Raw genomic sequence first — 21,257 nt, forward strand, 5'->3', positions numbered from 1 at the left:
TACGACGGGTGGGGCCAGTGCCACCAGTGTGATGTCATGACAACGGACAGCGAGCACCCGTCTCGTGAGGGGAACCACTCCTCGCAGACGGGCTCGGACAACTCCCCCGACACCCAGGGGGAGAAGAAGAGAAGCGCCGGATACGGCGCGGTGTTCGCGGTACGGGAGTTCCGGGCGATGTTCGCCGCCCATGTGCTCTCGATGCTCGGCACGATGTTCTGCGAAGTCGCCCTGGCGGTCATGGTGTTCCGGCAGACCGGCTCCGCACTGCTCACCGCGCTGGTCTTCGCGCTGACCACGCTGCCGTACGCGCTGAGCGGCCTGCTGCTGTCCGGCATCACCGACCGTGCCCCCGCCCGGCGGGTGCTGGTCACCTGCGACCTGCTGTCGGCGTCGTGCGTCGCCCTGATGGTCATCCCGAACATGCCGATCGCCGCGCTCCTGGTGCTGCGGATGGGCGTCTCGATCATCTCGCCGCTGTTCACCGGCACCCGCGGCGCGAGCCTGTCCGAGATCCTGGACGGCGACCTGTACGTGCTGGGCCGCTCGCTGATCTCGACGGTCTCCCAGACCTCGCAGATCATCGGCTTCGGCGTGGCCGGTCTGGTGGTCGCCTGGCTCACCCCGCGCCAGACCCTCTACATCACCGTGTGCACGTTCCTGTGCTCGGCGCTGCTGCTGCGGTTCGGCACGCTGCCCCGGCCGGCCCGCGACACCCGGGGGGCGGCGCTGATGCGCGAGTCGCTCGGGGCGAGCGGCCGGTTGCTGTCGCAGCCGCGGATCAGGGCGCTGCTGCTGATGTGGTGGGTGCCGCCGATGTTCTTCGGGGTCGCCGAGGGGGTGGCGGTGCCGTTCGCGGCCGAGGCCGGCGCCGGATCGGTGGGCTACGGCATCTTCCTGGCCGCGATGCCGGCCGGCACCGTCGTCGGTCAGATGGCGGCCGGGTCGCTGCTCGGTCCGGAGGCCAGGGACCGGATCACCCTGCCGCTGGCGGCCGTCGCGCTGCTGCCGATGCTCGCGTTCTTCGTCCATCCCCCGCTGCCGCTGGCGGTGGGGCTGCTGGTGCTCACCGGGCTGTGCGGCGCCTACGCGCTCGGCATGGACCGCTGGTTCGTGCAGGCGGTGCCGCTGGACATGCGCGGCCGGGCGATGACCCTGCTCGGCACCGGCCTGATGACGCTTCAGGGCGTCGGCCTGACGGCCGGCGGCGCGGTCGCCGAAGTGGTCCCGCCGTACGCGGTGGTCGGCGGCGGCGGGCTGGTGGGGACGGCCGGGGTGTTCATGGTGCTCAGGTCGGTGCGCAGGACCGGCATCACGCGCGAGGCGGCGGCAGCGACGGGCGAGCCGGCGTAGGGCGTCGGCGTAGGCCACGGCGGGCGGACGAACCGGCGCAGGGCTGCTACCCGGCGGGCCGACCGCCCGGCCCGGCGCGACGCGGGCCGGCGTAGGGCCGCGAACGAACCGGCGCAGGGCTCCTACGCGGCGGGCCGACCGCCCGGTCCGGCGCGACGCGGCCACGGCGAGCGGGTCGGCGTGGGGCCGCGATCGGGTCGGCCCCGCCGCTACGACTCCGTCAGGCCCGCGACGAGTTCGTCCGCCGCCGCGTACGGGTCGAGCGTGCCGTCGGTCACCTTCCCGGCCAGCGCGGAGAGCCGGGCGTCGCCGTGCAGGCTGCCGATACGGCGGCGCAGCGCGGTGACGGCGATGGTCTCGATCTCGCCGGCGGCACGGGCACGGCGCCGCTCGACGAGGGCGCCGTGCTCCTCCATCCAGCCGCGGTGCTTGTCGAGGGCGTCGAGGAGTTCGTCGATGCCCTCGCCGCGGCTGGCGACCGTCTTGACGATCGGCGGCCGCCAGTCGCCGGCCGCGCGGGCCTCGCCCAGGCCGAGCATGTGGTTCAGCTCGCGGGCGGTGGCGTCGGCGCCGTCGCGGTCGGCCTTGTTCACCACGTAGACGTCGCCGATCTCCAGGATGCCGGCCTTCGCGGCCTGGATGCCGTCGCCCATGCCGGGGGCGAGCAGCACCACCGAGGTGTCGGCCTGCGCGGCGATCTCCACCTCGGACTGGCCGACGCCGACGGTCTCCACCAGCACCACGTCGCACCCGGCGGCGTCCAGCACCCGGATGGCCTGCGGGGCGGCCCAGGCCAGGCCGCCGAGGTGGCCGCGGGTGGCCATCGAGCGGATGTAGACGCCCGGGTCCGAAGCGTGCTCGGACATCCGGACCCGGTCGCCGAGGAGGGCTCCGCCGGAGAACGGTGAGGACGGGTCGACCGCGAGCACGCCGACCCGGCGGCCGGACCTGCGGTACGCCGTGACCAGCGCCGAGGTCGAGGTGGACTTGCCGACGCCGGGTGAACCGGTCAGCCCGACGACGTAGGCTCCGCCGGTCAGCGGGGCGAGCGTCGCCATCACCTCGCGCAGTTGCGGGGAACCGCCCTCCACGAGCGAGATCAGCCGCGCCACCGCCCGCGGCCGCCCCTCCCGCGCCTGCTCCACCAGCGTCCCGACGTCCGCCTGCACCTCGACCTCTTTCCGCTCTCTGGTCCTCGGTTCGCCTCCGGGCCCCGGAAGCCGCGCCCGCGAGGCGCCCTCAGGTCCGGTCCGGGGGCGCCGTTCCGCCGTCAGCCGACCGTAGGCACCCTTTCCCCGTCAGTTGCCCGGGACGCGGAGGATCAGGGCGTCGCCCTGGCCGCCGCCGCCGCACAGGGCGGCCGCTCCGGTGCCGCCGCCGCGCCGCTTGAGCTCGAGGGCCAGGTGCAGCACGATACGGGCGCCGGACATGCCGATGGGGTGGCCGAGGGCGATCGCGCCGCCGTTGACGTTCACCTTTTCCGGTGTCACGCCCAGGTCCTTCATCGACTGCACGGCGACCGCGGCGAACGCCTCGTTGATCTCGATGAGGTCGAGGTCGCCGACGGTCAGCCCCTCTTTGCGCAGCGCGTGGTTGATCGCGTTCGACGGCTGCGACTGGAGCGAGTTGTCCGGCCCGGCCACGTTGCCGTGCGCGCCGATCTCGGCGATCCAGGACAGGCCCAGCTCCTCCGCCTTGGCCCGGCTCATCACGACGACCGCGGCGGCCCCGTCGGAGATCTGCGAGGAGGTGCCCGCGGTGATGGTGCCCGCCCCAGTGGCGTCGGCGAAGGCGGGCCGCAGCCGGCTGAGCGACTCCGCGGTGGTCTCCGGGCGGATGCCCTCGTCCTGGGCGAAGACCACCGGGTCGCCCTTGCGCTGCGGGATCTCCACCGGGGTGATCTCGGCGTCGAACAGGCCGTTCTTCCGGGCGGCCGCGGCGCGCTGGTGGGACAGCGCGGCGAACTCGTCCTGCGGGGCGCGCTCGATGCCGAGCCGGGTGTTGTGCCGCTCGGTGGACGCGCCCATCGCGATCTCGTCGTAGGCGTCGGTCAGGCCGTCGTGCGCCATCGAGTCGAGCATCTCGATCGCGCCGTACTTGTGGCCCTCGCGGGACTTGGGCAGCAGGTGCGGCGCGTTGGTCATGGACTCCTGGCCGCCGGCCACCACGATCTCGAACTCGCCGGCCCGGATCAGCTGGTCGGCGAGGGCGATCGCGTCGAGGCCGGACAGGCACACCTTGTTCACGGTGAGCGCGGGCACGCTCATCGGGATGCCGGCCTTGACCGCGGCCTGCCGGGCCGGGATCTGGCCGGCGCCGGCCTGGAGCACCTGCCCCATGATCACGTACTCGACCTGGTCGCCGGCGATGCCGGCCCGGTCCAGCGCGGCCTTGATCGCGACACCGCCGAGGTCGGCGCCGGAGAAGGTGCGCAGGCTGCCGAGCAGCCGCCCCATCGGGGTGCGGGCGCCGGCGACGATCACGGAGGTGCGGGCTTCCTGACTGGTCATGGTGCGGCCCCTTCGGCTGAAGAGAGGTTAACGAGGGTTACCGTCAATGTACTGACCGGTAGTCGCCGGGTCACGAGGCGGAACGTGTGATGGCGCGCACGTTGCGTGACCGCCCGCCGGTACGGTGAACTGTGCGCATGCTGACACGCATCGACCACATCGGGATCGCCTGCTTCGACCTCGACGCGACCGTCGAGTTCTACCGTGCCACGTACGGCTTCGAGGTGGAGCACACCGAGGTCAACGAGGAGCAGGGTGTCCGCGAGGCGATGATCAGGATCAGCGGGACGGACGACGGCGGCGCCTCCTACCTGCAGCTGCTGGAGCCGACCCGGGAGGACTCCGCGGTCGGCAAGTGGCTGGCGAAGAACGGCGAGGGCGTGCACCACATCGCCTTCGGCACCGGGGACGTCGACACCGACTCCGAGGCGGTGCGCGACAAGGGCGTGCGGGTGCTCTACCAGGAGCCGCGGATCGGCACCATGGGGTCGCGGATCACCTTCCTGCACCCCAAGGACTGCCACGGGGTGCTCACCGAGCTGGTCACCTCCGCCCCGCACACCCCCGACGCCGGCGACAAGGCGTAGCGATCCGGCCGAACCGGGCCCCCAGGACCGCCGAACAGGCCCGAGACCACTGACCCAACCCCGGTGCCGCCCGGTAGAGTGACCGAGGGCCGACCGGGGTGGGCGGCCGGGAGCACGCTCCTGGGTACGCTCCCGCTCCGTGACGTTGATCTGACACCATTCTTCGTATAGCTCTGTTCTCTCAAACCGAGCTACGGAGAATCTCACCCGGTTGGCGGGTGAGGACGCCAGGAGACCGATGGGACCGCGGAGTGCGGGGCAACGACAGCTACCGGGCTGACGACCAGCTCTCTCGACTCGAAGCCGAGATGGACCGGCTGCGTACCGAGCGCGGCAAGGCGGTCGATCACGCCGACGACCTCGGCTACCAGGTCGAAGTGCTGCGCGCCAAGCTGCACGAGGCGCGCCGCACTCTCGCCACCCGTCCCGCCTACGACAACATCGGCCACCAGGCCGACCAGCTGCTGCGCAACGCCCAGATCCAGGCCGACCAGCTGCGCGCCGACGCCGAACGGGAGCTGCGCGAGGCCCGCGCCCAGACCCAGCGGCTGCTCCAGGAGCAGGCCGAGCACCAGGCCAGGTTCGAGTCGGACTGGCACACCGAGGCGATCGCCCGCCGCCGCCAGCTCGACGAGGAGCTCGCCGAGCGGCGCGCCACCGTCGAGACCCACGTCAACGAGAACGTGGCCTGGGCCGAGCAGCTGCGGGCCCGCAGCGAGTCGCAGGCCCGGCGGCTGCTGGACGAGACCCGCGCGGAGTCCGAGGCGGCGCTGGCCGCCGCCCGGGCCGAGGCGACCCGGATCGCCGAGCAGACCAGCCAGCGGCTGACCGCGGAGGCCGAGGCGGCCCGCGCCGAGGCCGAGCAGTTGCTGCGCCGGGCGCGCGCCGACGCCGAGCGGCTGATGGCCACCGCCTCCGCGCAGGCCACCGAGGCCACCACCGAGGCCGAGGCGCTGCGCACCACCACCCGCAGCGAGTCCGACGAGGCCAGGACCCGCGCCACCGAGCTGTCCCGGCTCGCCGACGAGCGGGCCAGGGCCGCCGAGGAGACGCTGCGGCAGGCCACCACCGAGGCCGAGCGGCTGCGCGAGGAGGCCGCGGCCGGCGCCGCCAAGCGGCTGGCGGCCACCGAGACCGAGAACGAGCAGCGCACCAAGACCGCGCGCGCCGAGATCGCCCGCATGGTCGGCGAGGCCACCAAGGAGGCCGAGGCGGCCAAGGCGGAGGCCGAGCAGACCGTCGCCGACGCCCGCGCGGAGGCCGACCGGATCAGGGCCGAGGCGCAGGAGACCGCCCGCGCCAAGGCCACCGAGGACGCCGCCGCCCAGCTCGCCCAGGCGGCCAGGTCGGCCGAGGAGATCCTCACCAAGGCGTCCGAGGACGCCCGCTCCACCACGAAGGCCGCTGCCGAGGAGGCCGAGCGCATCCGCCGCGAGGCCGACGCGGAGGCCGAGCGGCTGCGGGCCGAGGCGGAGGCGTCGGCGCAGGAGCTGCGCGGCGCCGCCCAGGACGACACCGAGGAGTACCGCGCCAGGACCGTCGAGCTCCAGGAGGAGGCCCGGCGGCTGCGCGGCGAGGCCGAGCAGTTGCGCGCCGACGCGGTCGCCGAGGGCGAGCGCATCCGCGGCGAGGCGCGGCGCGAGGCGGTCCAGCAGATCGAGGAGGCCGCGAGCAAGGCCGAGGAGCTGCTCGCCAAGGCGAAGGCCGACGGCGACGAGGTGCGGCAGGGCGCGACCGCCGAGGCCGACCGGATGCGCACGGAGTCCGTGGAGCGGGCCTCGGCGCTGAACACCAAGGCCGAGGAGGCGCTGCGGCAGGCGCGCGCGGAGGCCGACGAGCTGCACGCGGAGGCCGGGCGGCAGGCGGAGGCGGCCAAGGAGGCGGCCGAGCAGACCCTCGCGCAGGCCCGTACCGAGGCCGAGGCGGTCGCCGCGCGGATGCGCGAGGAGGCCGAGGGCGACCTGGCCCGGCTGCGCGAGGAGGCCGAGGCGCGGGTCGTCGGTGCCGAGCAGGCGCTGCGCGAGGCCACCGCCGAGGCGGACCGGGTCCGCGCCGAGGCCGGCGAGGAGGCCGAGCGGCTGCGCGGCGAGACCGCCGAGCGGGTCCGCGTCCTTCAGGAGCAGGCCGAGGCGGAGGCGGTGCGGCTGCGCGACGAGGCGGCCTCGGACGCGGCGCAGACCCGCGCGGAGGGCGAGTCCGTCGCCGTACGGCTGCAGGCCGAGGCGGCCGCCGACGCCGAGCAGCGCAGGACCGAGGCGCAGGAGACCGCGGACCGGCTGCGCGCGGAGGCCGCGGCCGCCGCCGAGCGGATCGGGGTGGAGGCCGCCGAGGCGCTGGGCGCGGCCCAGGAGGAGGCGGCCCGGCGCCGCCGGGAGGCCGAGGAGGTGCTGGGCGCGGCCCGCACCGAGGCCGAGCAGGAGCGCACCCAAGCCCGCCGGGAGAGCGAGGAGTTGCTGGCCGCCGCCCGCAAGCGGGTGGAGGACGCCGGCGTCGAGGCGGACCGGCTGGTCGCCGAAGCGGAGCAGCGGGCGGCGGAGTTGGTGGCCGCCGCCGAGGGGACCGCGCAGCAGGTGCGCGACTCCGTCGCCGGGCTGCGTCAGGAGGCCGAGGAGGAGATCGCCGGGCTGCGGTCGGCCGCGGAGCACGCCGCCCACCGGATGCGCGCCGAGGCGCAGGGCGAGGCGGACCGGCTGCACTCCGACGCCAACTCCGAGCGGGAGCGGGCCGGTGAGGACGCGTCCCGGGTCCGCCGGGAGGCGGCCGAGGAGGCCGAGGCGGCCCGCGCGATGGCCGACCGCACGGTCAGCGAGGCGATCGAGGAGTCCGACCGGCTGCGTTCCGAGGCGCGCGAGGACGCGAACCGGATGCGTACCGACGCGGCGAACCAGGCCGACCAACTCGTGGGCAAGGCACGCGAGGAGGCCGAACGCCTCGGCGCCCAGGCCCGGGACGCGCTCGCGAGCGCCGAGCGGACCGCCGAGGACTCCCGTACGCACGCGCAGCGCATCCTGGACGAGGCGCGCGAGGCGGCGAACAAGCGGCGCAGCGAAGCGGCCGAGCAGGCCGACGAGTTGATCGGCAAGGCGCAGGCGGAGGCGGTCACGACGCAGGCCGCGGCGGAGCAGCACGCCGACGCGATGGTCGGCGCGGCCCGCACCGAGGCGGAGCGGATCGTCAACGAGGCCACCAACGAGGGCAACGGGATGGTGGAGCGCGCCCGCACCGACGCCGATACGCTACTGGCCGAGGCGCGCAACGACGCCACCAACACCCGCAACCGCACAGCGGAGTTGCGCCGCCGGGTGGAGTCCGAGGTGGAGGAGTTGCACGAGCGGGCCCGCAAGGAGGCCGCCGAGGCCATGAAGGTGGTCGGCGAGCGGGTGGACAAGCTGGTGGCCGCCGCGACCGAGCAGTTGGGGGAAGCGGAAGCGAAGGCCGCCGAGATCAAGAGCACCGCCACGTCGGAGGCGAGCAAGGTCCGGATCGCCGCCGTGAAGAAGGTCGAGGGCCTGCTCAAGGAAGCCGAGCAGAAGAAGGCCGAGGCCGAACGCGAGGCGGAGCGGGTCAAGGGCGAGGCGCGCGCCGAAGCCGAGCGCGTCGTGGCGGAGGGCAGAAGAGAGTTGGAGGTCCTGGTGCGCCGCCGAGAGGACATCAACGCGGAGATCTCCCGGGTCCAGGACGTGTTGGAGGCGCTGGAGTCGTTCGAGGCGCCCGGCGGGTCCGGCAAGAGCGCCGTCGCGGCCGGCGCGGGCGCACCCGCCACTCGTACGAGCGGCAAGCGGTCCGACGAGGCTCCACTCGATTGAGCGGACATTCTCCATACCGAATACGCAATGGCTCGGTGACACGCCGCCGCGCCCCCTAGGATTCCCCCTATCACCTCACCGGTCTGAATCATCGACAGGAACCCCATGAGCGACACTTCCTCCCCCTTCGGCTTCGAGCTCGTGCGTCGCGGATACGACCGCGGTCAGGTGGACGACCGCATCACCAAGCTCGTCGCCGACCGTGACAGCGCGTTGACCCGGATCACCGCGCTGGAGAAGCGCATCGAGGAACTGCACCTCGAAACCCAGAACGCCCAGGCCCAGGTCACCGACTCCGAGCCGTCGTACGCCGGTCTCGGCGCCCGTGTCGAGAAGATCCTCCGCCTCGCCGAGGAGGAGGCGAAGGACCTGCGCGAGGAGGCCCGCCGCGCGGCCGAGCAGCACCGCGAGCTGGCCGAGTCGGCCGCCGCCCAGGTCCGCAGCGACGCCGAGTCCTACGCCTCCGACCGCAAGGCGAAGGCCGAGGACGAGGGCGCGCGGATCGTCGACAAGGCGAAGGGCGACGCGACGCAGCTGCGCGCGGACGCGCAGAAGGACGCCTCGGCCAAGCGTGAGGAGGCCGATGCGCTGTTCGAGGAGACTCGCGCCAAGGCCGCCCAGGCCGCCGCGGACTTCGAGACCAACCTGGCCAAGCGCCGCGAGCAGTCCGAGCGGGACCTGGCGTCCCGTCAGGCGAAGGCGGAGAAGCGGCTGGCGGAGATCGAGCACCGCGCCGAGCAGCTCCGCCTGGAGGCGGAGAAGCTGCGCACCGACGCCGAGCGCCGCGCCCGCCAGACGGTGGAGACCGCGCAGCGCCAGTCCGAGGACATCGTCGCGGACGCGAACGCGAAGGCCGACCGGATTCGCAGCGAGTCCGAGCGCGAGCTGGCGGCGCTCACCAACCGCCGCGACAGCATCAACGCGCAGCTGACCAACGTGCGCGAGATGCTGGCCACGCTCACGGGTGCGGCTGTCGCCGCGGCGGGCTCCCCCGCCGACGACGAGCCGGTCTCGCGCGGCGTCCCGGCCCAGCAGTCCCGCTGACCGGCACTTCGGCGCCGGCCGGCGGCTCCGCCCCGCGGTGGTGCCACTGGCCGGCGGCTCCGCTCGCGGGCTGTACCACTGGTCGGCGACTGGTGGAGGCACGTTTTTCCACAACCCCCGCCCCTCCTCGGGCGGGGGTTGCGCCGTCTGAAGTAGCCTCGGGCCCATGATTGAGTTGCAGGGGCTCACCAAGCGGTACGGGGACAAGACCGCAGTCGACCATTTGACCTTCACCGTGCGCCCCGGCGTGGTGACGGGCTTCCTCGGGCCGAACGGCGCGGGCAAGTCCACGACGATGCGCATGCTGCTGGGGCTGGACAACCCGACCAGCGGCAGTGTCCGGATCGACGGCAAGCACTACGCACAGCTCAGCGAACCGCTGAAGTACATCGGCGCGCTGCTGGACGCCAAGGCGATCCACGGCGGCCGCACCGCGTACAACCACCTGCTGTGCATGGCGCAGTCCAACCGCATCCCCAAGCACCGGGTGGACGAGGTGCTGGAGACGGTGGGCCTGAGCGCGGTGGCGAAGAAGCGCTCCAAGGGCTTCTCGCTCGGCATGGGCCAGCGGCTGGGCATCGCCGGGGCGCTGCTCGGCGACCCGGAGATCCTGATGTTCGACGAGCCGGTCAACGGACTGGACCCGGAGGGCATCCACTGGATCAGGAACCTGATGAAGGGCCTGGCCGCCCAGGGCCGCACGGTCTTCGTCTCCAGCCACCTGATGAGCGAGATGGCGCTGACCGCCGACCACCTGATCGTGATCGGCCGCGGCCGGCTGATGGCGGACACCTCGATGTCCGACTTCATCGAGAAGAACTCGCGGTCCTACGTCCGGCTGCGCTCTCCGCAGCAGGAGCGGTTCAAGGACGTGATGGCCAAGGCCGGTTACACCGTGGTGGAAACCGGCGACGGAGCGTTCGAGATCACCGACGGCGACGCTGCCGCGCTCGGCGAACTCGCGGCGCAGCACCAGCTGGTGCTGCACGAACTCAGCCCGCAGCGGGCGTCGTTGGAGGAAGCGTTCATGCAGCTCACCGCGGAGTCGGTGGAGTACCACGCGCATGGCCAGGTCGGCCCGGGGCCGGTCGGCGGGCCCGGGGCTCCGGTGCCGGGCAGTGCTGCCGGGCAGCAGCCCGGGGCGCCCGCGGGGCAGCCTCCGTACGGCTCCTCGCCGTACGGAGCGTCGCCGTACGGTGCCTCGCCGTACGGACCGGGGCAGGGAGTGCCGCAGGGGCAGGGGCAGGGCGCGCCGCAGGGGCAGGGCTGGCAGCAGCAGCCGGGCCAGGGCGGTCAAGCGGCGCCGCCGCCTCCCGCCGCCCCCGAGTGGGGCGCCCAGTGGCGTGACAACGGCAAGAAGAAGGGGCACTGACCATGGCCTCGACCTCCGCCGTCCTCCAGTCCGAGTGGACGAAGATCCGCTCGGTGCGCTCCACCGTGTGGACGCTCGCGCTGGCCTTCCTGGTCACCATCGCGCTGGGCGCGATCATCAGCGCCGTCTTCAACAGCCAGTGGAGCTCGATGTCGCCGTCCGACAAGGCGACCTTCGACCCGACGAACACCAGCTTCTTCGGCATGACCCTCGGCCAGCTCGCGCTGATCGTCTTCGGCGTGCTGGTGATCTCCAGCGAGTACAGCACCGGCATGATCCGCACCTCGCTGGCCGCGGTGCCGCAGCGCGGCCACTTCTACGCCTCGAAGGTCGCGGTCGCCGGGGTGCTCGCCCTGATCGTCGGCATGGTGACCAGCTTCCTGACCTTCTTCGTCGGGCAGGCGCTGCTCGGCTCGCACAGCGCCTCGATCAGCGATCACGGCGTGCTGCGCGCGGTGTTCGGCGCCGGGCTGTACATGACGCTGATCGTGCTGTTCTGCGTGGGCACCGCGGCGATGCTGCGCAGCCCGATGCTGGGGCTGGGCATCCTGATGCCGTTCTTCTTCCTGGTCTCGCCGATCCTCAGCGCGGTGCCGAAGGTCAAGTCGGTGGCCCGCTACTTCCCCGACCAGGCCGGTCAGAAGATTATGCAGGTGGTGCCGGGCTCCGGGGACCACACGTCGTACGGCCCCTGGGGCGGTATCGGCATCATGGCGCTGTGGGTGATCGCGGTGCTCATCGGCGGCTACGTGGTACTCAAGCAGCGCGACGCCTGAGCCCGGGTCCGCCCGCCGGTCCGCGCCTGCGACAGGCCCGCCCGCACGGGCGCGTCACGCCACTTCGGGAGCACGGAACGCGTCACTCGAACGAGTGAATCCGCCGGCGGGCGCGACCACCGAAAGAACCGATGCCGCGGAGCGTTCGGGACCGCGGTGCGCGTCAGTACCGCGGGGCGTTACGGGACCGCTGCACCTTGCTGGTGCGGCGGTCCCTCGCGTTCCAGCAGGCGCGGTGCCAGTGCCGGCGGTCGTCCACCCCGCCGTACTCCCGCCAGGCCACCACGTGGCCGACGCCGGGCGGGATCTCCTGGTCGCAGCCCGGGCAGCGGTAGTGCTTCGCGGAGGCGCTGCCGGCGATCGGCCGCACCACCCACTCCTCGCCCTGCCACTCCTCGCCCTGCCACTCCTCGGTCCGGCCGCTGCCGAGGCCCGACTCGCGCTCCTGCGCGGGCGCCGGCTTGTACGGGCGGTTACGTCGCGGCGACACGGACACCTCGCGCTCTGCCCGGCCAGGCCCCGGGCTGCACTGGTTCGACAGCGGACCGGTCCGAGCCGCCGGGGCCGAACCGTCCCTCCAGGTTACGCGTACGCCCCGGGCCCGGCGGCACACCCACACGCGGCCCGCCGCCCTCCTGACGCCCGCCCAGCGCCCTTCGGCAGCGCTTCCGCCGCCCTTCCGCAACCCGCCCGCGTCCCGCCCGCCTCCCGGCTGGCGCCCGGCTGCCGCCCGCTCATCGGCTGCCGAAAATCATGAAAACTCCCGGGCCAGGCCGTGCCTTTGGCACGTGCCAAGCGTTGGACGGGGAAAGAGGGAGTGCGTGATGCGCGTTGGGACGTTCGTTCTCGCAGCCCAGTTCCCCGGCCAGGGCCAGGGCGAGGCGCTGAGCCGGGCGATATCCACGGCCGACGCGGCGGAGGCTGCGGGGCTGGACTCGGTGTGGCTGGCCGAGCATCACTTCGTGCCGTACGGCGTCTGCCCGTCGGCCGTCACCCTTGCCGGGATCATGCTCGGCCGCACCTCGCGGATCGGGGTCGGCACCGCGGTGAGCGTGCTGCCCACCGTCCACCCGGTCGCGCTCGGCGAGCAGGCCGCGCTGCTGCACCTCGCCTCCGGCGGCCGCTTCACCCTCGGCGTGGGGCGCGGCGGGCCATGGGTGGACCTGGAGGTCTTCGGCACCGGACTCGACGCCTTCGAGCGCGGCTTCCCCGAATCGCTCGATCTGCTGATGCGCTGGCTGAGCGAGCCCGCCGTGGCGGCGACCGGCCCGCGGTACGCCTTCCGCGAGGTGGCGGTGGTGCCGCGGCCGGACGAACTCGACGGGCGGCCGGGCCCCCCGGTGGTGGTGGCGTGCACCTCGCCCGGGACCGTACGGGAGGCCGCCCGGCGCTGCCTGCCGATGCTGTTGGGCATGCACTGCGGCGACGACGACAAGGCGGCGATGGTCGCGATGTGGCGGCAGGCGGCGCTCGCCGCCGGGCACCCGCCGGACGTGGTCGCGGCGGCCGGCCATGTCTCCGCGGGAGTGGTGCAGGTCGCCGACACCCGCGCGGACGCCGTGGAGGTGCTGGCGAAGGCGATGCCCGGCTGGCTCCAGCAGGGCCTGTCCGCGCACCGCACCTACGACGGCAGCCCGCGCGCGATGCGCGACCCGCACGGCTACACCGAACTGCTCTGCGCCCTGCACCCGGTGGGGTCGCCGCGGCTGTGCGCCGACCGGCTGGCCGCCACCGCCGAACGCACCGGCATCACCCGCTTCGCCCTGCTCGCCGAGGGCTCCGGCGACCTCGACGCGACCATGGAGAACGTCGCCCGGCTCGGCGGCGACGTGCTCCCGGAACTGGCCTGATCCGGTGCGGAGCGCCCGGCACGGCGGCACGCCTGGTTGTGTGCGGCGCCGTTGATCGTTTACGGCCGCCGGTCCGGCGCCGGCGGGTGGGCGCGGCGGGTGGGCGCGGCGGGTGGGCGCGGCGGGTGGGCGCGGCGGGTGGGCGCGCCGACCGGCCCCGCGGACGGGCCGATCGGCGCAGCCGGCTCAGCAGTCCCGCAACTCCGGTGACTGGTTGAGCACTTGGGACCGCAACGAGGTGAACTCGTCAAAGCTGCGCTCCACCGCCGGGTCCCAGGGGAACACCGCCACCCGGTGGCAGTTCTGGAAGGCCAGCCGCACCCCGAAGTGCCGTTGCAGCGCGCCGCGTATCGCGTCGCTGGCCAGTGCGCGCAGCAGTTGGCCGCGTTCCTTCTCGCTCGGCGGCGGCACCTGGTTGTCGGCGAACTCCCCTCCGTCGACCTTCAGTTGCGCCACCAGCGAGCTGATCATCTCCCACGCGTAAGGGAGGGACGTCCGGACGCAGTCGACGAACTCCTGCTCGTCGACCTCGCCTCGCTCGGCCTGTTCGAGAAGGGCCGGTGAGACGTCGAGCGACATGGGTACTCCTCTCGTGACCACGCGTCCTGAGCGGACGGGGGTCTGCGGGCACCGCGCACGGCCGGAAGCGCCGTGCGGGAGGACGTGTTGCCCGGAGGCCGCCCCAAAGTGCGGATCGTCGGCCCCGGTACGTCAACCGTAGGCGTCACCTGCGCGGCCGCACCAGGCGGCGACACCCACAACCGGCCAATTTTCCGGGCGGGGGCGGGGTCGGATAGCGTTGCACACCATGCGCCTCGTGATCGCCCGCTGCTCCGTGGACTACGCCGGTCGGCTCTCCGCTCATCTCCCTTCCGCCACAAGGCTGTTGCTGATCAAAGCCGACGGCAGCCTGTCCGTGCACGCGGACGACCGCGCCTACAAGCCGCTGAACTGGATGTCCCCGCCGTGCTCGCTCAAGGAGGGCGACGACGGTGTGTGGACGGTCACCAACAAGGCGGGCGAACAGCTGATCATCTCGATCGAGGAGATCCTGCACGACTCGTCGCACGAACTCGGGGTCGATCCCGGTCTCATCAAGGACGGCGTCGAAGCGCACTTGCAGGAGCTGCTCGCGGATCGGATGGAGGTGCTCGGCGCCGGCTGGACCCTGATCCGGCGCGAGTACCCCACGCCGATCGGCCCGGTGGACATCCTCTGCCGCGACGGTGGCGGCGCCACGGTGGCGATCGAGATCAAGCGGCGCGGTGAGATCGACGGGGTGGAGCAGCTCACCCGCTACCTCGAACTCCTCAACCGCGACACCCGGATCGCGCCCGTGAAGGGCGTGTTCGCGGCGCAGGAGATCAAGCCGCAGGCACGCGTGCTCGCGACTGATCGCGGGATCGACTGCGTGGTGCTGGACTACGACGCGTTGCGCGGCATCCAGGACGACAAGCTCCGCCTCTTCTAGGGCCCCTGACCCGCCCGGGTGGGCGGTTCTGTCGGTTCAGGGACCACCTGCCGGTGGGGGTTGCTCGCGCCGTTCCCCGCGCCCCTGGGTGGGCACCGTTGTCTACGGGGTCGCGGTTGCCGTATCGGAGGGGGTGTCCGGGGTGGTGGCGGGTGTGCTCGCGGGCTGCGTGGCGATGGAGGGTGAGGGGCCCGTCGGGTCATCCGTGGGGGGCGTGGTCGGCGGGGTCGTGGGCGGGGTGGTCGGAGGCTTCGTGGTGGGCGAGGGCGTGGTCGGCCGCGTCGTCGGCGAGTGGGTCGGCTTGCCGCCTCCGCCCGGGTGGCCCGTGCTCGGGGTGGTCGGGGGCGTGGTCGAGGGGGTCGTGGCCGTGGTGCCAGTGGCGGTGGTGGTGCCCGCGGGTGTGGAGCCGGTGGGGGTGGAGGTCGTCGAGGGCGAGGCGGTGGACGAGCTCGCCGGCGGGGAAGCCGTCGTGCCGTCCTGGGCCGGGGCCTGCGTGGTGTCCGGCGGGTCCTGCTGGACGGACTCGATCGGCTTGACCTGGTCGTCCGGGTGGTCGTCGCCGCCCGAGGTGGCCCCGAGGGTGACGATCGTGCCGACCACGGCGGCGATCAGGACTCCGGTGCCCGCGGCCACGAGGTTGCGGCGGGAGCCGACCACCGCGAGCTTCCGCACGCTGGGCGCGGCGCGCCCCGCGGCGGGGGCCGCGCCGGGCGCGGGCGCCTTGCTGATGAGCACGGGCGGCACGGCCTCGGGCAGCGCGAGCGTCCCGGTGGCCGCCGCCCGCGGCTCGGCCGGCGCCGCCGCCGGCGGGATCTCCGGTGCGGCGCTGCCGGCCAGGTCGGTGACGAGCGCGAGGGTGCGGCGGCCCACGACCGTGCCCTGCCGGTCGGCGAGCGCCGCGCGCAGCGCGATGGACGCCTCCAGGTCGGCGCGGGCCCGGTCGAGGTGGCCCGTGCACAGCGCGAGCACCCCGAGTTCGTGCAGGAAGTACGCCTCCTCGGCGACCTCCCCCGACAGCCGCGCGGCCTCCTGGCCGATCCGCAGCGCCCGCTCCCAGGCCCCCCAGTGCAGCGCCGCGGCGAACGCGGGCGCGACCGTACGGGCCAGCAGCACCGCGGCGCTGGCGTGCCCGCCGTCACGGCAGGCCGTCATCGCCGCGATGATCGCCTCGGACTCGGCGGTGGCCCGCTCGGGCGTGACCGAGGGGTGCCCGGTCCACCAGGCGTAGTGCAGTGCCGCGGTGTGCGCCTGGACGTCGGAGAGTTCGCCGTCGACCGACAGGCTCGGGGCGAGCTGCGGTACGACCCCGGCCGCCAGCCGGAAGTGCGCGGCGACCGGTACCGCGAGCCCGACGGACGTCAACTCGCCGAGCGCCGCGTCACCGTGGGTGTCGCCGACCAGCGCGGGCAGGTGCGAGGGGTGCGGGCACTCGCCGTCGAGGGCGACCGCGAAGGCCAGCGCCTCCCGGGCGGCCTCGCTCAGCCGCGAGGCGAGCAGGTCCGCGGGCGCGGCGCTCTCCGCGAGCGAGGGCAGCGGGTCCGGCGCGGGCCGACGTACGCCAGGGGACGGCACACCGGTGCCGGGGGCGCCCTTCTCCCACACCGAGTCGTCCCACTCCGCCGGTTCGGCCTCCTCGACCGGCGCGCGCAGCGCGTCCCGCTGCCGGAGCAGGGCACCGGCCTGCACGAAGCGCAGCGGCAGCCCCTCGGACTCGAACCACAGGTCGGCCGCCCACGCGGCCTCGTCCTCGGCCAGCGTCCGGCCGGCGGCGAGCTGGAGCAGGTCCAGGCTGGCGACCCGGGTGAGGCCGGCGAGGAAGACCTCCTCGACCATCGAGTCGGCGGCGGGCGCGGGCACGCCGGGCGTGGCCGACATCAGGAAGGCGCATTCGGGGGCCGCGGCGAGCAGTTCCTCCAGCGCGGCGCCGCCGAACTCCAGGTCGTCCACCACGACCACGGCGCCGATCGGGCGCAGCAGCCCGGGCAGCTCGGCGCGGGCCGGGCGGTAGCCGTCACCGGCGTAGACGACGGCGTAGAGGTCCTGCAGGACGTCGGCGACGGTGCGGTGGTAGCCGGACAGCCACAGCACGCCGTCGGGCGCGAGGTCGCCGCAGGCGTTGGCCACGGACTCCAGCAGGGCGGTGCGTCCGGCCCCGGACGGGCCGGTGACGCGTATGGAACGGCCGCGGGCCAGCAGCCGTATCAGCCGCTCCCGCTCCTCGTCGCGCTCCAGCAGCGGCAGTTCGGGACCGGGCGGCCCCGGCGGCGGGGTGGGCCGGGCGCCGGCGCTGCGCGCGGTGCGCTCCGCCTTGCTCCGGCGCGCGGGCACCCGCGCCTCCTCGGGCGGGCAGCTGACGACCTCGGTGCCGTCGACGTGGTTGATCGTGAGCAGGTAGTCCGCGGTCACCACGCGTTCGACCCTGGTGCCCGGGCCGCTGCCGCCGCCCACCTCGGGGGCGAGCGGGTCGCGGGCCGGCCGGGTCACCCGCGGCACGGGCGAGGTCGCGTCGAAGAGCGACGGGGTGTGGCTGGGTCGCAGCGCGGGCAGCCGGTCGCCGTCGCCGACCGCTCCCGCCGCGAACGCGTCGAAGCTGCCGCCCGACCGGGCCCCTCCCCCGGTCCCGGACCCGCCGGACCCGCCACCGGACCCGCCGAAGGCGTCGAACGACCCGGATACCCCGGACACCCCGGATGCCCCGGAGTTCCCGGGCGCCCCGAAGGCGCCGAACCCGGAGCCCGGCCCGGAGCCGCTCAGATCGCGGTCCGCGGGGGCCAGTCCACCCGGGCCGCTGACGTCGACGGCCGGGGCGTCGGCGAACCCGCCGCCGAACCCGTCACCGAACCCGGCGATGTCGCCACCCCCGCTGAACGGCACGACGCCCGCGCCCGGGTCCGCCGGCTGCGCCGGGTCGACCGGGGCGGCCGGAGCGAAGGGGTCGAAGTCGTCGGCGAGCGGGTCGTACGCGTCGAGCCCGGCACCAGGTGCCCGCCCCTCGTCCGCGTCACCCGGACCCGTAAGGTCACCGCGCGTACCGTCGCCGCCCGCGGCGCTGCCGGCCGCTTCCGTACCCGCGTCGCCCGTACCGCCCGCGTCGTCCGCCTCGCCCCCGGCGCTCTGCTCCGTCCCGCGCAGGCTCTTCCCGCCGGTCCCGAACGCGTCGAAGCTCTCGGCGCCCTTCAGCCGCGCGACGGCTCCGGCGCCGGCCGCGAGCCCCAGCCCGTCGTCCTCGGCGGCCGGGTCCTGGAAGACCGCGGGAGTGGCGAAGGCGCCAAGGCCGAACGGCGGCTGCGCGGGCGGCTCCGGCGCGGCCGGCCACTCGCCGCGGGGCTGCTCCTGCCGCGCGCCCGGCCGCGGGGCGCCGGCCGCGAACGCGTCGAACGCCCCCGCCGGGCGCCGGCCGGCCGAACCGCCGGAGGCGCCGCCGAACGGCGACACCCCGGACGCGGCCGGTCCCGGCCGGTCCGCACGGGCGCCGTCGCCCCGCGCGAGGTCGTCACCGCGACCGGCCGCACGGCCGTCGTCGCCGTCCGGGTCCTCGACGGAGTCGAAGCGCTCGGTGTGATCCATGTCGTACGCCCCCAAGGTGCGTCACTGGTTGGGGGCCGCCACGGGCTGCCGCGGGTCCGCGCTCACGGACCGCCGCCCGGATTCCCCTACTGCGGCGCACGCGGTGGCACGCCTCCTGGCCATCGATGCGCAAACTCTAAGGGCTCGCACACCATCCATGAAGTGCCGGGGGTGCCTCACCTGCGAGAAGCGTCCGTTACGCCTTTTACGTGCGGTTGGCTGCCGCGGATTACGTTTCCGCCTCGATCGCGAGGATTCGGTGCAGCCGGGTGGCGATCAGCAGCCGCTGCATCTGCGGGGGCACACCGCGCAGCACCAGCCGGCGGCCGCCGCGGCCGGCCCGCCGGTGCGCGCCCATGATCACACCGAGGCCGGTCGCGTCCCACGAGTCGAGTTCGGTCAGGTCCAGCACCAGGTCGCCGTGCCCGGCGTCCAGCGCGGTGTGCAGGGCCGTACGGGCGTCCGCAGCGCTGCGCACGTCGAGGCGCCCCCCGACGACCAGCTCGGCGTGGTCGCCCCTGATGTGCATAGTCACTCCCGGACGGTGCTGGCATGGACACGGTGCTGGTGCGGACACGGTGCCGGCATGGATGCCGTGCGAGCGGCGTGAACGCGTCGACCCGTCAGTCCTCACACAACTGACGGTCCGTCGTATACAGAAGTTGCCGCCTGTGAGCGAACCGAGACCGAATTCACTCCTTGGAGTGACGTCGGTTAGTACGTGTAGAACCCCTGCCCGCTCTTTCGGCCCAGGTCACCCGCGTCGACCATCCGCCGCATCAGCTCCGGCGGGGCGAACTTCTCGTCCTGGGACTCGGTGTAGATGTTCCCGGTGGCGCGCAGCAGGATGTCCACCCCGGTGAGGTCGGTGGTGGCGAGCGGGCCCATCGCGTGCCCGAAGCCGAGCTTGCACGCGGTGTCGATGTCCTCCGCGGTGGCGACCCCGGACTCGTAGAGCTTGACCGCCTCCACCACCAGCGCGGAGATCAGCCGGGTGGTCACGAAGCCCGCCACGTCGCGGTTGACGACGATGCAGGTCTTGCCGGTGCGCTCCGCGAACTCCCTTGCCCGGGCGAGCGTGTCGTCGCTGGTCTTGTGGCCGCGGACCAGTTCGCACAGCCCCATCAGCGGCACCGGCGAGAAGAAGTGGGTGCCGACGACCCGTTCGGGGCGCTCGGTGGCCGCGGCGATCTTCGTGATCGGGATCGCGGAGGTGTTGGAGGCGAGCACCGTGTCGTCGCCGACCAGCCGGTCGAGGGTGCGGAAGATCTCCCGCTTCACCTCGACCTCCTCGAAGACCGCCTCCACCACGAGGTCGGCGTCGGCGGCCGCGTCCAGGTCGGTGGTCGTGGTGATCCGGGCGAGCGCGGCCTCGGCGTCCTGCGCGGTCAGCTTCCCCTTCGCCACGAACTTGTCGTAGGACGCGGCGATTCCGCTCCGGCCGCGGGCCAGCGCCTCGTCGGTCACGTCCCGCAGTACCACCTCGTAGCCCGCCTGCGCGGACACCTGCGCGATGCCGGCGCCCATCAGTCCGGCTCCGATGACGGCGACCTTCTTCGCCACGGCACACACCTCTCCGTCGGGGTATCTGGCCCGGACCCTAACGCCCCTTCAGCACCCGGCGCAGCATGATGTCGGCCGCGTCACCGTGTGTCCTTGGTCGCACAGTTGGGGCGGCGCGGCCGGGTGGGTGGCGACCCGGACCGGGCCGGGCAGGGCCTACGCTCGTCGGCATGGTCAACCTCACCCGTATCTACACCCGTACCGGCGACGACGGCACGACGGCGCTCGGCGACATGAGCCGTACCGCCAAGACCGACCCGCGGATCGGCGCGTACGCCGACGCCAACGAGGCGAACGCGGTGCTCGGGGTGGCGCTCGCGCTCGGCGATCTCGCGGAGCCGGTGGCCGCCGTCGTGACCCGGGTCCAGAACGAGCTCTTCGACGTGGGCGCGGACCTGGCCACCCCGGTGGTGCCGGACCCGAAGTACCCGCCGCTGCGGGTGGAGCAGCCCTACGTGGACCGGCTGGAGGCGGAGTGCGACCGCTTCCTCGCCGAGCTGGACAAGCTGCGCAGCTTCATCCTGCCCGGCGGCACCCCGGGCGCGGCGCTGCTGCACCAGGCGACCACCGTGGTGCGCCGGGCCGAGCGCTCCACCTGGGCGGCGCTGGACGAGCACGGCGACACGATGAACCCGCTCACCGCCACCTACCTGAACCGGCTCTCCGACCTGCTCTTCATCCTCGCCCGCACCGCCAACGTCGCCCGCGGCGACGTGCTGTGGGTGCCGGGCGGCGACCGCTGAGCCGGTCACGGCACCACGGGGTCAGCGCACCCGGCCGCGCGGTACGGCGCCGCGCCGCGTTCGTCCGCGGCTCAGCCGGCCGCGGGCGTCACGCCACGTTGACGCGCTGGCCGGGCGGGGCCGCCTCCAGCCAGGCGAGGAAACCGGTCAGGGCATCGTCGCTCATCGCCAGCTCCAGCCGGACACCCCGGTGGACGCAGCAGAGCACCACCGCGTCCGACAGCAGGGCCAGCTCCTCCGAGCCCTGGGGTTCGCGGCGGCCGGTGACCTCGATCGAGGGGCGCTCCAGCACCCGGCGCGGCCGGATCGCGTAGGAGAAGACCCGGAACCACTCCACCCGGTCACCGCTGTAGCGGGCCACTCCGTAGACCCAGCCCTTGCCGGCTGCCGACTCGGCGTCACCGGCCGGGGCCGGGCGCAGCGAGCAGTCGAAGGTGCCGCCGGGGCGCTGGATGAGGCGCCGGCGCAGCCCGAAGAGGAAGAGACCGAGCAGCGCTGCCACCAGGACCGCGCCGCCCACTTCGAAAGCGAGGATCACGTCCACCGACCTCCTCGCCTCGAATGAGTTGCCGCCCTTGCTGTGCCGGTGCCGCGGACCGCCCCTGCGGGCGGTCC

At 74.0% G+C, this 21,257-nt stretch carries 16 protein-coding genes and 1 pseudogene; 9 read left to right on the plus strand and 8 right to left on the minus strand.

What is annotated here, in order from left to right:
* Positions 1–36: 36 nt before the first annotated feature.
* Positions 37–1,353 (plus strand): MFS transporter, encoded by a 1,317-nt coding sequence (locus AB0399_RS22230; RefSeq protein WP_329364495.1) that lies wholly within the window; start codon positions 37–39, stop codon positions 1,351–1,353.
* Between the two features lie 209 nt (positions 1,354–1,562).
* Here AB0399_RS22230 and meaB read toward each other — a convergent pair whose 3' ends face one another.
* Together meaB and AB0399_RS22240 are read right to left on the minus strand one after the other, a co-directional pair.
* Entirely contained in the window at positions 1,563–2,522 is a 960-nt protein-coding gene (meaB, locus tag AB0399_RS22235) for a methylmalonyl Co-A mutase-associated GTPase MeaB (protein WP_329364497.1), read from the minus strand.
* A gap of 129 nt (positions 2,523–2,651) precedes the next feature.
* Positions 2,652–3,836, minus strand: a complete 1,185-nt coding sequence (locus tag AB0399_RS22240; RefSeq protein ID WP_366412511.1) for an acetyl-CoA C-acetyltransferase — start codon at positions 3,834–3,836, stop codon at positions 2,652–2,654.
* Positions 3,837–4,000: 164 nt separating this feature from the next.
* On the opposite strand from AB0399_RS22240, the gene mce reads away from it, so the two are divergent.
* From mce to AB0399_RS22265, 5 genes and pseudogenes are all read left to right on the plus strand, one after another.
* A complete protein-coding gene (mce, locus tag AB0399_RS22245) occupies positions 4,001–4,450 on the plus strand; it encodes a methylmalonyl-CoA epimerase (RefSeq protein WP_329364499.1) in 450 nt (149 codons plus the stop codon).
* A 251-nt stretch (positions 4,451–4,701) separates the two neighbouring features.
* Positions 4,702–8,256: a polarized growth protein Scy gene (scy, locus tag AB0399_RS22250; protein ID WP_329364501.1), complete on the plus strand. Its 3,555-nt coding sequence runs from the start codon at positions 4,702–4,704 to the stop codon at positions 8,254–8,256.
* A gap of 105 nt (positions 8,257–8,361) precedes the next feature.
* The gene (locus AB0399_RS22255; protein ID WP_329364503.1) at positions 8,362–9,300 is read left to right on the plus strand and encodes a cellulose-binding protein; all 939 of its coding nucleotides are present in this window, start codon (positions 8,362–8,364) and stop codon (positions 9,298–9,300) included.
* Positions 9,301–9,466: 166 nt separating this feature from the next.
* Positions 9,467–10,366 (plus strand): annotated as a pseudogene (locus tag AB0399_RS22260) (ABC transporter ATP-binding protein); the annotation flags it as partial.
* A 308-nt stretch (positions 10,367–10,674) separates the two neighbouring features.
* On the plus strand, positions 10,675–11,448 hold the full coding sequence (locus AB0399_RS22265; protein WP_329364505.1) for an ABC transporter permease: 774 nt from the start codon (positions 10,675–10,677) through the stop codon (positions 11,446–11,448).
* A 163-nt stretch (positions 11,449–11,611) separates the two neighbouring features.
* Here AB0399_RS22265 and AB0399_RS22270 read toward each other — a convergent pair whose 3' ends face one another.
* Positions 11,612–11,938 (minus strand): ATP/GTP-binding protein, encoded by a 327-nt coding sequence (locus tag AB0399_RS22270; protein WP_366412505.1) that lies wholly within the window; start codon positions 11,936–11,938, stop codon positions 11,612–11,614.
* Positions 11,939–12,272: 334 nt separating this feature from the next.
* On the opposite strand from AB0399_RS22270, the gene AB0399_RS22275 reads away from it, so the two are divergent.
* Complete coding sequence (locus AB0399_RS22275; RefSeq protein ID WP_366412506.1) at positions 12,273–13,298, plus strand: LLM class flavin-dependent oxidoreductase; 1,026 nt, start codon at positions 12,273–12,275, stop codon at positions 13,296–13,298.
* 186 nt (positions 13,299–13,484) lie between these two features.
* Here the strand turns inward: AB0399_RS22275 and AB0399_RS22280 are convergent, their stop codons facing one another.
* Positions 13,485–13,877, minus strand: coding sequence for an SCO5389 family protein (locus AB0399_RS22280; RefSeq protein ID WP_328469644.1), 393 nt, complete (start codon positions 13,875–13,877; stop codon positions 13,485–13,487).
* A gap of 229 nt (positions 13,878–14,106) precedes the next feature.
* Between AB0399_RS22280 and nucS the strand changes: the two genes are divergently transcribed.
* Positions 14,107–14,769, plus strand: a complete 663-nt coding sequence (gene nucS, locus AB0399_RS22285; protein ID WP_328469642.1) for an endonuclease NucS — start codon at positions 14,107–14,109, stop codon at positions 14,767–14,769.
* Positions 14,770–14,871: 102 nt separating this feature from the next.
* Here nucS and AB0399_RS22290 read toward each other — a convergent pair whose 3' ends face one another.
* The 3 genes from AB0399_RS22290 to AB0399_RS22300 form a co-directional block, all read right to left on the minus strand.
* The gene (locus AB0399_RS22290) at positions 14,872–18,336 is read right to left on the minus strand and encodes a hypothetical protein (RefSeq protein ID WP_366412507.1); all 3,465 of its coding nucleotides are present in this window, start codon (positions 18,334–18,336) and stop codon (positions 14,872–14,874) included.
* Between the two features lie 229 nt (positions 18,337–18,565).
* The gene (locus AB0399_RS22295; protein ID WP_329373889.1) at positions 18,566–18,865 is read right to left on the minus strand and encodes an STAS domain-containing protein; all 300 of its coding nucleotides are present in this window, start codon (positions 18,863–18,865) and stop codon (positions 18,566–18,568) included.
* Between the two features lie 185 nt (positions 18,866–19,050).
* Positions 19,051–19,899: a 3-hydroxyacyl-CoA dehydrogenase family protein gene (locus AB0399_RS22300; RefSeq protein ID WP_366412508.1), complete on the minus strand. Its 849-nt coding sequence runs from the start codon at positions 19,897–19,899 to the stop codon at positions 19,051–19,053.
* A gap of 170 nt (positions 19,900–20,069) precedes the next feature.
* Here AB0399_RS22300 and AB0399_RS22305 point away from each other — a divergent pair, with 170 nt between their 5' ends.
* Positions 20,070–20,642, plus strand: coding sequence for a cob(I)yrinic acid a,c-diamide adenosyltransferase (locus AB0399_RS22305; RefSeq protein ID WP_366412509.1), 573 nt, complete (start codon positions 20,070–20,072; stop codon positions 20,640–20,642).
* An 88-nt stretch (positions 20,643–20,730) separates the two neighbouring features.
* Here the strand turns inward: AB0399_RS22305 and AB0399_RS22310 are convergent, their stop codons facing one another.
* Positions 20,731–21,180 carry a DUF2550 domain-containing protein gene (locus AB0399_RS22310; protein WP_329364518.1) on the minus strand — a complete coding sequence of 150 codons (450 nt, stop codon included), beginning with the start codon at positions 21,178–21,180 and terminating at the stop codon, positions 20,731–20,733.
* Between the last annotated feature and the right edge of the window lie 77 nt (positions 21,181–21,257).

It is taken from the genome of Streptomyces sp. NPDC088194, from assembly GCF_040702025.1.
Classification (GTDB): domain Bacteria; phylum Actinomycetota; class Actinomycetes; order Streptomycetales; family Streptomycetaceae; genus Actinacidiphila.